Origin of the sequence: Rhizobium sp. SG741, assembly GCF_012275435.1 — a bacterium.
Lineage (GTDB): Bacteria > Pseudomonadota > Alphaproteobacteria > Rhizobiales > Rhizobiaceae > Rhizobium > Rhizobium lusitanum.
Genome location: NZ_JAAZQP010000023.1, coordinates 15,290 through 30,224 on the forward strand (window position 1 = coordinate 15,290; position 14,935 = coordinate 30,224).

Here is a 14,935-nt window from a genome sequence, read left to right on the forward strand (position 1 = left end):
AAGCCGAGCCGGGTGCCGATCCTAGACGACCCCACGTCTGTCGTTTATTCGGACGTCAATTGGCGACGGATATGATCCCGGCAAACTCCGCAGCGTTGAGCGAGGCACCTCCCACCAAGGCACCATCGACGTTTTGAACTGCAAAAATTGCCGACGCGTTCGATGCCTTCACAGATCCTCCATAGACGATCCTGACACGACGCCCGTCCTCTCCCAGACGTTCTTCGAGCATGTGCCGAATGAAGGAATGGACCTCTTCGATCTGCTCGACGGTCGGAACAAGGCCGGTCCCGATCGCCCAGACCGGTTCGTAGGCGATGGCCGTGTTGGCACTGTTTGCGCTGTGGGGAACAGAGCCTTCGATCTGGGCGCAAACAACATCGATAGCCTTGCCCGTATCACGATCCTCGCGTGTCTCGCCGACGCAAATAATGCTGGTCAATCCTGCCTCATGGGCCATTGCGGCCTTGGCCGCCACCGTTGCATCGGTCTCACGATAGGTCGAGCGACGTTCGGAATGACCTAAGATCACGAAGCGTGCGCCCACCTCGGCAAGCATGAAGGCAGAAACGTCTCCGGTATGGGCACCTGACGCCTGCGCATGGCAATCCTGCGCGCCGATGGCGATCGTCGAGCCCTTGGCGCGCTCAAACGCTTTTTCAACAAGCGTGAGGGGCGGGCACACAACGATATCGCACGCCGTGTTGCCCGTTAGTCCCCTCAGCGCTTCGATCTCAGTCAGGGAGGATGCGAGACCGTTCATTTTCCAGTTGCCTGCAATCAGCTTGCGCATCGTATCACCAGCAGCAAAAGCCGCCGTCGACGAGCAAATCGACGCCTGTGACGAAGCTGGCGGCGTTCGAGAGCAGGAAGACCGCGGGGCCAACCATCTCGTCGACATTGGCCATGCGTTGCATTGGCGTCTGCTCTTCGAAGAGCTTGGTCTGATGGACCATCTCCGGGCGCGTGTTCATCGGCGTTGCGGTGTAGCCCGGCGAGATCGTGTTGACGCGGATGCCGCGGTCAACCCATTCCATCGCCAATGACTTGGACATGTGGATCACGCCCGCCTTGGAGGCGTTATAATGCACCTGGCTCAGACCGCGGTTGACGATGACGCCCGACATGGACGCGATATTGACGATCGAACCGCCACCATTCCTCAGCATGGCTCGTGCCTCTGCCTGGCACGACAGGAAGATGCCCTTCAGGTTGATATCCATCAAGGTCTGATACTGGTCTTCCTCCATCTCTTCCGCTGGTTTGGCGTTCGCAATACCGGCGGCGTTGACCGCTAGGGTCAAGGAACCGAGCTCACTCTCGGTTTGCGCAACAGCGTCAGCCAGCGAAGACTTGGTTGTAACATCCGCGGCGATCTCGATCGCGCGGCGACCGGCATCGCGTATATGCTTGGCCGTCTGCGCCAAGCCGTCGTCGGTTCTCCGGTCAAGCAGGGCAACGTCCGCGCCGCATTGCGCAAGACCGATGGCGATCCGTTGCCCAATTCCGCTGCCAGCGCCCGTGACAATGGCGATCCGGCCACGGAGGTCGAACAGTTTCGGGGCGTTAAGAGTGATGTCCGGCATCGCTCTTCCTTTCTGTGGTTCCTTAAATTGTTGCCAATTCCATGACCGAGACGTCATTTGCCTGGTCACGGTCGAGTATGCCTGTCTGATTGCCTTGGGACAAAACGAGGATCCGGTTCGAGACCCCCAAAACTTCCTCAAGGTCGGAGCTGACGACGATGACCGCAACGCCCTGGCGAGCGAGATTGACGATGATATCGTAGATGCCTGCGCGGGCGCCGACGTCGATGCCTCGCGTCGGTTCGTCAAGCACAACAACCTTGGGGTCGCGCATCAACCACTTCGCGATCACGACTTTCTGCTGGTTGCCGCCCGACAGGTCGGACGCATATTGCTCAGCACGGCCTTTGACCCCGAACTTCGCCACGGCCTTCTCCGCAAAGGCGCGTTTGACGCGCGATGTGATCCAGCGGCCGCCAAGCTTGTCGAGATTGGCGTAGATGATGTTCTCGCTGATGCGATGGCCGACGACCAGGCCCTGTTCCTTGCGATCTTCTGGCACCATGACGATCCCATGAGCGATCGCGTCAGCAGGATTACGAAGCTTCAGTTCCTCGCCGTCCAGCCGGATCGAGCCGGCGCTGATCGGATCGGCGCCGGAAATGGCACGGACAAGTTCCGTGCGCCCGGCCCCAACCAGCCCGGCAATGCCAAGGATTTCTCCGGCCCGCACGCCAAACGTCACGTCACGGAAGGAATCGTCGGGTGAGGTCAGGCCCGAAACCTGAAGAACCGGACGATCGGTCGGCTCTGGGAGGGCCGGAAACATGCGCTCGAGCGAGCGTCCGACCATACTCTCGACGATCGTGCGCACAGGTGTTGCGCTATCGGCGAACTCCTGGACCCGCTCTCCGTCGCGAAGAACGACGATGCGGTCGGTGATCTTTTTGATCTCTTCCATGCGATGGGAAATATAGATGATCCCGACGCCCTCGGATCGGAGCTTTCTTACCTGTTCAAACAGCGCTTCCGTCTCGGCCCCGCCAAGGGCCGCGGTCGGCTCGTCAAGGATAAGAAGCTTAGCATCCAGCGCCAAGGCCTTGGCAATCTCGATCAACTGCTGATTTGCGGTCGACAGACCTGCGACTTTTCGCGTCGCCGGTATGTGTAGATTGAGCCGAGCGAGCTGCTCTTGAGCGCGCCGAACCATCTGGGCGCGATCGACGACGCCGTTTTTCATGGGCCAGCGCCCGATAAAGACGTTTTCCGCGATGGAAAGGTGAGGCAGGAGTTGAAGCTCCTGATGGATGAGCACCACGCCCTTGTCGATCGCCTCTCTTGGAGTGGCTGGGGCATAGGGCTGCCCCAGCCACGTCATTGTACCTTCGGAAGGTGTGCGTGATCCGGCAATAATGCCTGAAAGCGTCGACTTTCCAGCCCCGTTCTCGCCGAGAAGGGCCAGCACTTCGCCCGCATGGACATCCAGGCTGACATTTTTCAGAACCTGGAGCGGTCCATAGCGCTTCGAAATGCCCTTCAAGGACAGAACCGGATCAGTCACAGCACACCTCCGCAAGTCTTGGATGGCATCAAGGATGGTTGGCGATGAAACCGGCCACATTGTCCTTGGTCGTCAACGTCGCATCGAGCAACTGGACAGGGGGCACTTTTTCGCCTGAGGCAAGCTTGATCGCATTGGCGACCGCATCGCGGCCCATCTTCTGCGTCTGCTGGGTCGCCGTCACGTCAAATACGCCCTTGCCGAGGGCTTCAAGGGCTGCCGTATCTCCGTCGAAACCGCCAACTACGATCTTCTGCGAAGGATTTCCGACCTTGATAGCCTGGGCCGCACCCAGCGCCAGCGCGTCGGCCTGGGCAAACACGATCGACACATCCGGGTTTGCCTGCAGCATGTTCTGCATGATCTGGAACCCCTCGTCCTGAGCCCAGATGTTGGAATACTGCTCAGCAACGATCTTCACATCCGGATAGGCCTTCAGAGCTTCAGCGCATCCCTTGCTGCGGTCTACTTCCGGCGTGGTGCCTTTCTGGCCGTGAATGATAACCATCTTGCCTTTGCCGCCGGCAGCCTTGAGGATGTAGTCGCAAACCGCCTTTGCCGACGACACTGAATCCGTGGCGAGGAAGGTATCGCCCGGTGCGCCCTCGGCATTGCGGTCGACGTTGACGACGGGAACGCCGGCGTTCTTGGCGAGTTTGACCGGAACGCTCGCAGCCGCAGCACCCGCCGGGATATAAATCAGCGCATCGATCTTCTGGGTCAGCAGATCCTGGATCTGGTTGACTTGGGTCGGGCCATCGCCCTTGGCATCGACGGTCACGACCTGGATGCCGCGCTTCTTGGCCTCGTCCTCGACGGACTGCTTGATCTGATTGAAGAAGTTCGCCTGAAGGTTTGCAACGGCCAGACCAATTTTCTTGACCTCTGCGGCATGCGCCGATGAAAGGCTTAGGCCGACGAGAGCAGCCGAAGCGAGCAGAGTGCGCGCAAGATTCATTTTAGTTCCTCCTTTGTTGATCACCCATGGGTAAGTCCTCCCCCTTGGGTCATGAGATCCGCTCCAAACCTTTCGGAGAGGAATTCTTTAAAGTCCGGCCGCGCGCGGCCGGGAAAGTCTCAGGCCGCTCGTCGCCTGCGAATGGTCTCGGCGCCGACGGCGAGCACGATGACAACTCCGATGATGACCTGCTGAAGAAAAGGCGAGACGTTGAGCAGATTGAGGCCGTTGCGAAGCACGCCGATGATCAGGACGCCGATGAGCGTGCCGCCGATCCCGCCAGATCCGCCTGAAAGCGACGTGCCGCCAATGACGACGGCGGCAATCGTATCCAACTCATAGCCGAGGCCGCTCGACGGCTGAACGGAATCGAGACGGGCGGCCAACACAATGCCGGCAAGGCCTGCAAGAACCGCACTGGCGATGTAGACCCCGATCGTCACAATCTTCACCTTGATGCCGGCAAGACGGGCAACTTCCGGATTGCCGCCAACTGCGTAAAGCATGCGTCCCTCGGATCGGAAGTGTAGAAATACCCAGGCCGCAAGGACGACCGCGAGCATGAGGAACACGGTTGCCGTCAGAACGCCGAAATGACGATCGATGGCGAGCATCGTGAACCAGTCGGGAAAGCCAACGATCTGCTGTCCGTCGGTGATCATGTTCGCCACGCCGCGTGCCGCCGACATCATGGCAAGTGTCGCGATGAAGGCGGGCACCCTAAACATGGTCACGAGAAGCCCCACGATCAGCCCGCTTGCAGCCGACGCTATGAGCGCGAAAGCAACTCCGAGAGGCAGCGGCAGTCCCGCGACGTTTGCCGTCCAACCCATGACCATGGTGGACAGGGCAAGTACCGAACCGACTGACAGATCAATACCCCCGATCAGGATGACGAAGGTCATGCCGACCGCCATGATCCCGAGGACGGTGATCTGATCGAGAATGTTGAGGCCGTTGCGAAGCGACAGAAAGGCATCGGTGCTGACGCTCAGGAAAACACACAAAGCAAGCAGTCCAACGAGCGGGCCAGTGGCGCCAGCGAGCTTGCGAAGCCATGTCCCGGACGGACGGCTCTGTTCATTGACGTCGATCGCCACCATCGTTCCTCCCTGGAAATAAGGCCGTTGGCCAATATTCCTTCACTAGAGAATAAATATTCACACGTGCCGGAAAATGCATTAACAAGCCGGTGAGGCGCTGTCAACCGGTCTGTGGAGCATCAGCTGCGTTGGACTGGGGTGTGGAGGGCTTGACTAATACGCTTTGTATGCAAAAATATAACTATGTGAATAATTATGCAGGAGACAGTGATGGAGCCATCGGACCTTGAACGGATCGCCCGCCAGATACGTCTGCGCGACCTTCAGGCTGTGTACGAAGCGGGCGCCGGCCATATCGGTGGCGAGATGTCGGTCATCGACCTTTTGACCGCGCTCTACTTTCGCGTTTTGCGTATCTGGCCGGACCAGCCGAAAAATCCCGATCGCGACCGTTTCGTGCTTTCGAAGGGGCACACCGCCTGCGCGCTCTATGTCACACTGGCCAAGCGAGGATTCATCCCGGAGGATGAGATCCATACCTTCCTACAGCCGCACTCCCGGCTGAACGGTCATCCCAACTGCAACAAGGTCCCTGGTGTGGAGACCAATACCGGCCCTCTTGGGCACGGTCTTCCCGTAGCTGTCGGGATGGCGAAAGCGGCGAAATTGTCAGGAGCCGGCTACCATACCTATGTGATCACTGGCGACGGCGAAATGCAGGAAGGGTCGAACTGGGAAGCCATTATGGCAGCACACCAGTTCCGTCTGGACAATCTTACGCTGGTCATCGACCATAACCGGTTTCAGCAGGGGGCTGCGCTATCGGACACCAACGACGTTGCCCCGCTTCGGCCGAAGCTCGAAGCCTTCGGATGGCGCGTCACGGAAATCGACGGCAACAACATGCATGAGATCGTTCCGGCGCTTGAAAGCCGCGGCGACCATCCACACTGCATCGTCGCCCACACTAACAAGGGGCATGGCATCTCCTTCATGCAGGATACCGTCGATTGGCATCACAAGGTTCCGAACAAGGAGCAATACGAAATCGCATTGGCAGAACTGTCGGAGGCACTTTGATGAACGGGCCCGTAAATACACCCAGGTTGCACGACTGCCGCGATGCTTTCGCAGCCACCCTCGAGCGGCTTGCCACGCAGGACGAAACCATCGTCGCCGTTTGCAATGACTCCGTTGGTTCGTCAAAACTTAGCGGCTTCAAGTCGAAGTTTCCCGGTCGCCTTGTCAATGTTGGCATCGCCGAACAGAATATGGTCGGGGTGGCCGCAGGCCTCGCCAATGGCGGCCGATTGCCCTATGTCTGCGCTGCCGCGCCGTTTCTGACCGGCCGATCGCTCGAACAGATCAAGGCCGATATCTCCTACTCGAACGCCAATGTGAAGCTTGTCGGCATTTCGTCGGGAATGGCCTATGGCGAACTTGGCCCAACCCATCATTCGATCGAGGATTTCGCGTGGACGCGGGTTCTGCCGAACCTCCCGGTGATTGCGCCCTGTGACCGAATCGAGACTGCCGCCGCCGTCGAGTGGGCCGCGACCTATAGTGGGCCATGCTTCCTGCGTCTGTCGCGTGTGGGCGTACCCGATCTCTTGCCTGAGGGTCACATATTCGAACTGGGCAGGGCCAACGTTTTGCGCGAGGGCTCCGACGTCACGCTCATCGCAAACGGCACATTGACCCACCGTATCGTCAAAGCGGCGGAGATTCTGAACGAGCGCGGTATCGACGCGCGGGTGCTCAATCTTGCGACCGTCCGACCGATCGACGAAGCGGCAATCATTGCTGCGGCCAGGGAAACCGGCGCGATTGTGACGGCGGAAGAGCATTCGATCTTTGGCGGGCTGGGCTCTGCGGTTGCGGAAGTCGTGGTTGACTACGCGCCTGTGCCAATGAAGAGATTGGGCGTTCCAGGCATTTTTGCCCCGACCGGTTCCGCCGAGTTCCTTCTCGACGAGTTCGGTATGTCTCCAAAGGCGATCGCCGACGCCGCGCAGGCACTGATCAAACGCAAATAATCTGATAGCAGCTTCATGAGCCGGGGCGCGTATCCGCCCCAGCCGTTCGTTTCGAGGAGATGACGATGCGAGCAATTCTGGCCATCGACCAGGGCACCACCAACTCCAAGGCAGTTCTGGTGTCTGAAGGCGGGGATGTGGTGGCCCGAGGCTCCGCAGCGGTGGGTATTTCCTATCCAAAGCCCGGCTGGGTCGAACAGGATCCGAACAGGCTCTTTGCTTCCGTTTGCGAGGCCGTCAATGCCTGTCTGGAAACGATGCCAGGCATTTCCATCGAGGCAGTGGCAATCTCCAATCAGCGCGAGTCGGTGACCGCCTGGGACGCGGACATCGGAGAAGCCCTCGGGCCAGTTTTAAGCTGGCAGTGCAGGCGCACGGCAACTGATTGCGAACGCCTCATCACCGAAGGGCACTTTGATCGCGTCCAAGCCCTGACCGGCCTTCCACTTGACCCGATGTTTCCGGGTCCGAAATTCCGTTGGCTGCTGGATCGCCTGGAGAGCGGCCGCGGGGTACGGCTGGGTACGATCGACAGTTGGCTCATCCACTGCATGACCGGCGGGCGTCGACATGTTTGCGATGCCTCCAACGCTGCGCGAAGCCAGTTGTTCGACCTGAAGACACAGACCTGGAGCGACGAACTGGGCGCGATTTTCGGCGTCGATACGTCGTTCTTGCCGGAGGTTCTGGACAGTTCGGCGGATTTCGGCACCACCCTTGGATTTGCAGGGGTACCCGATGGAACCCCAATACGTTCTGCGATCGGCGACAGTCATGCGGCCCTGTTTGGCCATGGTGCCTTTACGCCAGGCGACGGCAAGATCACGTTTGGAACGGGCTCCTCGGTCATGACCACGCTTCCGGCATTCATAGCGCCGCGCAATGGCATCACCACCACGATCGCCTGGCGCCTTGGCGGCCGGCCGACCTATGCATTCGAAGGCAATATACTGGTGTCGGCCGCGAGCCTGCCGTGGATGGCGAACATCCTGGGTCTTGCGGATGTCGGCGCGCTTGTCGAACTCGCGGCAACCGCAGAGGCTGGTGGACCTGGCTTCGTGCCGGCTTTCGTTGGCCTTGGCGCGCCATATTGGAATTCCGACGCGCGCGCCCTGTTTTCGCACATCAACTTCAGCACCACGCGCGCGCAGATGGCGCGTTCCGTGACCGATTCCATCGCCTTACAGGTACATGACGTGATCGCAGCGATGCGGGCACAAAGTGGTGGCGAACTTGGAGCCCTCTATGTCGACGGCGGCCCGAGCCAGAACCGTTTTTTGATGCAGTGCGTGTCCAATCTTGTCGAGCATGCCGTCATCCAATGCGAGGCCCCCGAGGCATCGGCTCTCGGCGCCGCCTATCTTGCCGGCCTCTCCATTGGTATGTGGCGTGATCTCGGCGTCATTTCCGACTTGCCTCGGAGCACGCACATCATCTCGCCGGAAGCCACCGACCGATCGGCATTGCTGAACACGTGGAATGATGCATTGTCGCGCTCGACGTTGCGGTCCACACCAGTTAAATGTGAATAAAAATTCACACTGGAACCGATATGGCCCGCTTGCACGAACTCCGCCTGATCTCGAGAGTCGCTCAGATGTATCACATTGAGAAGCGGCGGCAGGCAGAGATCGCCGATCACCTTCGTCTGTCACAGGCAACCGTTTCGCGAATGCTGAAACGTGCCGAGGCGGAAGACATCGTTCGAACGAGCGTCATCCCGCCTGCAGGAACCTATAGCGAGCTCGAAAGCGTGCTTCGAGAGAAATACGGCCTGCCTGAAGCCGTGGTCGTCGAATGTACCGAAGACCGCGATGCGGCCATCATGGCCCGGATCGGCGAAGCCGCCGCCCATTTGCTCGAAGTCACGCTCGCACCAGGCGAGATCATCGGCGTGTCGAGCTGGAGCCAGACGATCTTCAAGATGGTCGAAAACATCCATCCGCAGAAAAGTGCCCAGGTCAAATACGTTGTTCAAACGCTAGGGGGAATGGGTGATCCGTCCGTCCAGACCCATGCAACGCAGTTGACGACGAGACTTGCGCGATTGACCGGTGCCGAGCCGAAGCTGCTTCCGGTTCAAGGATTAACGAGTTCGCGTGAGGCCAAGCTTTTGATGCTCGCCGATCCCTTTGTTCGCGAGACCATGGACCTTTTCGGCAGCATTACGCTTGCGATCGTCGGCATCGGTGCAGTTGAACCGTCCGAGTTGCTGGCGCGATCCGGCAACATCTTTTCCTCGCGCGAACTCGCCGATCTTGCCGAGGCAGGGGCCGTCGGTGATATCTCATTGCGTTTCTTCGATGCAAATGGCCGGCCGGTGAAGACCCCCTTGGACGAGCGGGTGATCGGACTTCCGCTTGAGGATCTTAAAAAAGTTGGCCGCGTCATAGCGCTCGCCGGAGGCGCTAAGAAGGCTGCTGCCATTGCTGGCGCTTTACGGGTTGGGGTGATCGACATGCTGGTGACGGACAAGTTCACTGCCCAACGATTGATCGATCAACCCAATCCCTGAGCTCAGGCTTATGCGATGGATCTGTGCCGCGATACACAGAGACGCGCAATTTGCGCGCTCCGGCCTGTCATTTGCTTCAAATTAACTCAGAGCACGGCAACCACGGCCCTGGCGAGGTCGTCGAGCCTATCCTCTCTGAGGCCTGCGACGTTGAAGCGAGAATCGCTGACCATATAAATCCCGAACTCGTCTCGCAGGCGATCGACCTGCGCTTCGGTGAGGCCGAGGCGCGAGAACATACCCCGGTGGTCGGCGATGAAGTCGAAACGCGAGGAGTTGGACTGGCGACGGAGTGCTTCGGCAAAGCCCTTGCGCAGATTGAGCATACGGAGTCGCATGGCTTCGAGTTCGGACTTCCAGTCGGCGCGCAGTTCATCGTCCTCGAGGACAATACGGACGGCGGCGGCGGCATGATCCGGCGGCATGGAATACAGCACGCGAGTGGTCGCTAGCGCCTGGCTGCCGGCGATCTTTACGCTTTCTGTGTCCTTGCCCATCAGGATGACGGCGCCGACGCGGTCGCGGTAGACCGAAAAGTTTTTCGAGCAGGAGGTGGCGACAGCCATTTCCGGCACCCTGCTTGCGAGCAGGCGAACGGCGGCGGCGTCTTCCTCCAGACCGTCGCCGAAGCCTTGATAGGCAAGATCGATGAAGGGGAAAAGGTCGCGTTCGATGAGAAGATCTACGACCGGACCCCACTGCTCGATCGTCAGATTGGCGCCGGTCGGGTTGTGGCAGCAGCCGTGCAGGAGGACGATGTCGCCGGCCTTCGCCTGCTTCAAACCCGCGAGCATGGCATCGGTCTTCAGCGTGCCGCTGGCTGGATCGAAATAGGGATAGGTCGCGGTTTTGAAGCCTGCAGCCTTCAGGATCGGAACATGATTCACCCAGGTTGGGTCGGAGAGCCAGACGATGGCGTCAGGTCGAGCCTTTGCGAGCAGGTCGGCGATCGTTCGGAGTGCGCCCGAGCCGCCCGTTGTCTGGCACGCGAACATGCGCGAGAGATCGGCCTTCTCGCCAAAAACCAGCTTCAACATGGCCTTGTTGAAACCTTCATCGCCCGCCATGCCGACATAGGTCTTGGTCGTCTGGCTTTTATAAAGGCGCTTCTCGGCGTGACGCACGGCCCGCATGATGACGGTCGCACCCTGGGAATCCTTGTAGACGCCGACACCGAGATCCATTTTCGTCGGCCGCTCGTCGTTCTTGTAGAGAATCGAGAGGCTGAGAATTTTGTCCGGCGGGGCGGCTGTGAGGGTTTCGAACATCGTTTTTCCTTTGAATTGAGATCAAATGCAGAGCTGATTCAGCCGCCTCGCATTGGCTGAATCAATGCTCCAACTCAGTTTGCGATCCGGCGCGGATCGCGGCAAGAACCTGCTTTTGAAGGGCAACGAATTCCGACGTGGAAATCATGTCCTGGTTTCGCGGACGGGAAAGCCCGACGTGGAAGGTCGCGTTGATGCGTCCTGGATTGATGCTCATTGCCACGATACGGTCGGATAGATAGACAGCTTCTTCGACGTCATGGGTGACAAAGAGAACCGTTAGCCGATGCTCTTCCCAGATCTGGGTCAGCAGTTCCTGCATCTGGTGACGGGTCAGAGCGTCCAGCGCGCCGAACGGCTCATCCATCAATAGCATTTTCGGGCGGTAAGAAAGGGCACGCGCAATGGCGACGCGCTGCTTCATGCCGCCCGAGAGTTGCGAGGGGAATGCATCAGCGAATTTGGTGAGTTTTACAAGTTCGATGTGATGACGGGCGACATCCCGGCACTCGGCATTCGGCAGCCCGGCCGCCTGCAGGGCGAATTCGACATTCTGCTGTGCGGTTAGCCACGGCAGCAGCGTGTAGGATTGGAAGACAACGCCGCGATCGAGCCCGGGGCCGACGATCGGCGCACCATCCGTCAGAAGAACGCCATTATCGAAGCCCTGAAGTCCGGCGACGATCGACAGCAGCGTACTTTTGCCGCAGCCGGAAGCACCGACCAACGAGACGAACTCGTTGTCGGCGAGTTCCAGGTCGATATTGCTAAGGGCATGGACGGTGCTTTTCCTACCACCGTACCACTTGTTGAGGCCCTCGATCTTGAGTTTGGGTTCGCTCATCTCAATGCCTCGAAGCGTAACGGAAGAAGACACGCTCGAGGGCCTTCATGCTCTGGTCTGTGATCAGACCGAGTAGGCCAAGGAGCAGGATATAACCAATGATCGTCTGCGTCTGGAAATATCGCTGCGAGACAACGATGCGATAGCCGAGGCCTGATGTCGCCGCGACAAGTTCTGCCAGCACAAGCCAGGTCCAGGCCCAGCCAAGGCTGATACGCAGCGTGTCCCAGATGCCGGGGAGGGCTGACGGCAGGACAATGCGGCGCAGGATCTTTGTCTCCGACATGCCGAGCGTGCGGCCTAGTCCTACGAAGTCGGTTGGAACGCGCTTGACGCTGTCCATAACCATCAGCACCTGCTGGAAGAAGGTTCCGATAAAGATGATGACGAATTTTTGGATATCGCTTGTTCCGGCCCACAGAATGGTGAGCGGAACAAAAGCGACGACAGGCATATAGCGGACGAAGTCGACGAAGGGCTCGATGGCCGCTTCCCAGGTCTTGAAACAGCCGATCATGATCCCAATCGGGATCGCCAGCGCCGATGCAATCAGAAAGCCGACGAGCATACGATAGATACTGATGCCGGCATCGGTCCACAGCGTGCCGTCGATCGCCAGTTCCATCATCTTGGCCCACACTGCTCCGGGCGAGGGCAGGAAAATCGGCTTCACCCAACCGGTGATGGTAGCAACCCACCACACGGCAAACAGCAGGGCAAAAACGGCAACTGCAATCAGTAGAAACGACTGGCCGCTGATCGGATCCCCGATCCGAAAGGCACTGGGTGGTCTACCGACGCCCGCGCGCGATTGCGCGCGGGGTCTTTCCTTGGATGTCGACGACAATTCTGAGCTAGACATTACGGTCCCGTTGGTGGCCAAAGGTCACTTGTTCGCTGCATCGACAAAGGATGTGTCGATCATGCTGTCGGCGGAAACGTCCTGGGTCACGAGGCCGGCCTTTTTGGCTGCCTTCAGAACGTCGGCGAAGGTCTTGGTCTTGAAGTCACCGGCAAAGGCCTTGGCGGCTTCGGCAGAGGAATAATACTGAACGCCGTCGAAGGCGGTTTTCAGATCATCCGGGGCGGCGCCCACGGCCTTGGAGATGATGACGCGGTCCTCTTCGGTCTTAGCCTTGTAATCGGCCAGAGCCGCATCCCAGGCCTTGATCATGGCCAGAACCTGCCCTGGCTTCTGCTTCAGCACCTCCTCGCGAACGACGAGGACGTCGGAGACAAGGCCCGGATCCTTGCCGGCTTCAAAAAGCAGCTTGATATTCTTGTCCTGGGCCAGCGCCGTTGAAATATAGGGCTCGTAGGTGACAGCGACGGGGACACGGCCTGCAATCAGTGCCGTTCCCGCATCAGCCGCCGGCATCGGTACGCGGACGACATCGTCGATCGTCATGCCGTTGCTGGCAAGCGCGTAGTTCAGAAGGATGTCGCTTGTCGTTCCTTCCTCGAAGGCAATGTTCTTACCCTTGAGGTCAGCGACGCTCTTAATGTCGCTTCCGGCAAGAATCGCGTCCGCCTTCAGGCTGAAATCAAGAAGCGAGACGATCTTCACCGGCAGGCCGGCGGCGACCATGCCCATGGCGGTGTGCGTGGCGATATTGGCAGCGTCGAGCTGACCGCTGGCAAGTGCTGCGTTGATGTCCTTGTCTTCGCTGAAGTTGACAAGCTCGACATCTTCAAGGCCGGCTTTCTTGAACAGGTCCTTGCTGGCGGCGACGTGCCACTGACCGTAACCGAGCCACGGCTCTATGCCGATCTTAAAGGTGCCCGGTTCCGGCTTGGACGGAATCTGATCCTGAGCGCTAGCCTGCCCTATGGCGAGGACACCGACGATCCCGAGCGCGATCGCTACGCGGGAAAACTGCTTGCTGATGGATTTGTGGTTCATTGGAAACCCCTCTATTTGTTGATTTTAGCGGATCATGCGGCTTTCATCTTGTGAAGTTTGACGCCACCAATCAAAGTCATGGTGGGCGAATATGGAATGGAAGTGTTTGTCTCCTTTCGCCGGCGGTAGCGGTCACTGTTTGAGTATGAGGTGCGAGCCACGCTCCTTTAGGTCGGCGATCGAGCCGACGCCCATCAAAGCCAAGGTAATCGAGATCTCGCGGCGCAACGTCTCGATCGCACGGTCGACCCCGGCCTGGCCGGCGGCTGCGAGACCATAGGTATAGGCTCGACCCAGCATGACACCATCGGCGCCCAATCCGATTGCCTTGACAATATCGCTTCCCCTTCGCACGCCCCCGTCGAGCATCAGCGTAAAATCCGGTCCGACTGCGGACCGGATGTCGGGGAGCGCGGCGATCGTGCTCATGGCGCCATCGAGTTGTCGGCCACCATGGTTCGAAACCACAATGCCGTCGACGCCGACCGCTTGCGCTTTCGTTGCATCCTCAGGCGAAAGAATACCCTTGATGACCAGCTTGCCTTTCCACCGGTCGCGCAATGCCTCGATGTCCTTCCAAGCGAGCTTCTTGTCGATGCGCCTGGAAAGATTGGCCGCCTGTTCGAGCGCTCCCCTCCCGAAATCTGTGCGATGCTCCACCGCTCGAACGGAGGGCATGCCGCCACGACCGACGTCGAACAGCCAGGCGGGCTTTCGGCAGAGACTTGCGAACAGACGCGGCGTGATGTGGGTCAGGGATCGGAAACCGTTGCGCACATCACGTTCGCGGATGGCGGTGATGGCGGTATCGACGGTCACGTACAGTGCCTCGACATCGGCCTCTTCGGCAGCGCTCAGAAACTCCTCGCAGAGCGTGCGGTCATCGAGCACATAGAGCTGAAAGTGCAACGCGCCATCCGTCGCGCTACGGAGGTCTGCCAGCGACGCGATCGAGAAGGTCGAAAGACAGAAGGGCATGCCGGCAGCGTGGGCGGCGATGGCTGCCTTTTGTTCTCCGTTTCTCGTGTAGAGACCAAGGAAGCCGACCGGTCCCAGCATAAAGGGAAGAGGATGTCGTCGTCCGAGATATTCGGTCGACAGATCAGGCTCGGCATAGTCGTTGAGAACATTTTGACGTAGCCGCAAAAGCGAGAAATCATCTCTGTTTCGACGATAGGTTTCCTCCGCAAAGGAGCCGCCGTCGATGTAATCGAAGAAGAGCTTCGGCAATCGCCGGCGCGCGGCCAGCCGGAGGTCGTCGATATTGACAATCGTCACAAC

The 14,935-nt window shown here is 59.1% G+C and carries 14 protein-coding genes; 4 read left to right on the forward strand and 10 right to left on the reverse strand.

Translation table 11 applies throughout. From position 1 onward, the window contains the following. Positions 1-55: 55 nt before the first annotated feature. From tpiA to FHT29_RS32885, 5 genes are all read right to left on the reverse strand, one after another. A complete protein-coding gene (gene tpiA / locus FHT29_RS32865; RefSeq protein ID WP_047560358.1) occupies positions 56-793 on the reverse strand; it encodes a triose-phosphate isomerase in 738 nt (245 codons plus the stop codon). A gap of 4 nt (positions 794-797) precedes the next feature. After that, entirely contained in the window at positions 798-1,586 is a 789-nt protein-coding gene (locus FHT29_RS32870) for an SDR family oxidoreductase (protein ID WP_047560361.1), read from the reverse strand. 22 nt (positions 1,587-1,608) lie between these two features. Next, complete coding sequence (locus tag FHT29_RS32875; RefSeq protein WP_037199482.1) at positions 1,609-3,087, reverse strand: sugar ABC transporter ATP-binding protein; 1,479 nt, start codon at positions 3,085-3,087, stop codon at positions 1,609-1,611. 28 nt (positions 3,088-3,115) lie between these two features. Continuing rightward, positions 3,116-4,045: a sugar ABC transporter substrate-binding protein gene (locus FHT29_RS32880; protein WP_037199481.1), complete on the reverse strand. Its 930-nt coding sequence runs from the start codon at positions 4,043-4,045 to the stop codon at positions 3,116-3,118. A gap of 119 nt (positions 4,046-4,164) precedes the next feature. Then, positions 4,165-5,148 carry an ABC transporter permease gene (locus FHT29_RS32885; protein ID WP_037199480.1) on the reverse strand — a complete coding sequence of 328 codons (984 nt, stop codon included), beginning with the start codon at positions 5,146-5,148 and terminating at the stop codon, positions 4,165-4,167. Positions 5,149-5,358: 210 nt separating this feature from the next. On the opposite strand from FHT29_RS32885, the gene FHT29_RS32890 reads away from it, so the two are divergent. From FHT29_RS32890 to FHT29_RS32905, 4 genes are all read left to right on the forward strand, one after another. Beyond that, a complete protein-coding gene (locus FHT29_RS32890; protein WP_037199479.1) occupies positions 5,359-6,168 on the forward strand; it encodes a transketolase in 810 nt (269 codons plus the stop codon). Continuing rightward, positions 6,168-7,124 (forward strand): transketolase family protein, encoded by a 957-nt coding sequence (locus FHT29_RS32895; RefSeq protein ID WP_168601078.1) that lies wholly within the window; start codon positions 6,168-6,170, stop codon positions 7,122-7,124. The genes FHT29_RS32890 and FHT29_RS32895 overlap by 1 nt, the downstream gene beginning before the upstream one ends. 65 nt (positions 7,125-7,189) lie before the next feature. Further along, positions 7,190-8,656 (forward strand): FGGY-family carbohydrate kinase, encoded by a 1,467-nt coding sequence (locus FHT29_RS32900; protein WP_168601079.1) that lies wholly within the window; start codon positions 7,190-7,192, stop codon positions 8,654-8,656. A gap of 20 nt (positions 8,657-8,676) precedes the next feature. After that, a complete protein-coding gene (locus FHT29_RS32905) occupies positions 8,677-9,639 on the forward strand; it encodes a sugar-binding transcriptional regulator (RefSeq protein ID WP_168601080.1) in 963 nt (320 codons plus the stop codon). A gap of 86 nt (positions 9,640-9,725) precedes the next feature. Here FHT29_RS32905 and FHT29_RS32910 read toward each other — a convergent pair whose 3' ends face one another. From FHT29_RS32910 to FHT29_RS32930, 5 genes are all read right to left on the reverse strand, one after another. Further along, positions 9,726-10,907, reverse strand: coding sequence for an amino acid aminotransferase (locus FHT29_RS32910; RefSeq protein ID WP_168601081.1), 1,182 nt, complete (start codon positions 10,905-10,907; stop codon positions 9,726-9,728). Positions 10,908-10,968: 61 nt separating this feature from the next. Further along, positions 10,969-11,751 carry an ABC transporter ATP-binding protein gene (locus FHT29_RS32915; RefSeq protein ID WP_047560368.1) on the reverse strand — a complete coding sequence of 261 codons (783 nt, stop codon included), beginning with the start codon at positions 11,749-11,751 and terminating at the stop codon, positions 10,969-10,971. A 1-nt stretch (position 11,752) separates the two neighbouring features. Then, positions 11,753-12,613 (reverse strand): ABC transporter permease, encoded by an 861-nt coding sequence (locus FHT29_RS32920; RefSeq protein ID WP_113102534.1) that lies wholly within the window; start codon positions 12,611-12,613, stop codon positions 11,753-11,755. Positions 12,614-12,637: 24 nt separating this feature from the next. After that, complete coding sequence (locus tag FHT29_RS32925; RefSeq protein WP_047560374.1) at positions 12,638-13,654, reverse strand: ABC transporter substrate-binding protein; 1,017 nt, start codon at positions 13,652-13,654, stop codon at positions 12,638-12,640. A 132-nt stretch (positions 13,655-13,786) separates the two neighbouring features. Further along, positions 13,787-14,932: an alpha-hydroxy acid oxidase gene (locus tag FHT29_RS32930; RefSeq protein ID WP_047560377.1), complete on the reverse strand. Its 1,146-nt coding sequence runs from the start codon at positions 14,930-14,932 to the stop codon at positions 13,787-13,789. Positions 14,933-14,935 lie beyond the last annotated feature (3 nt).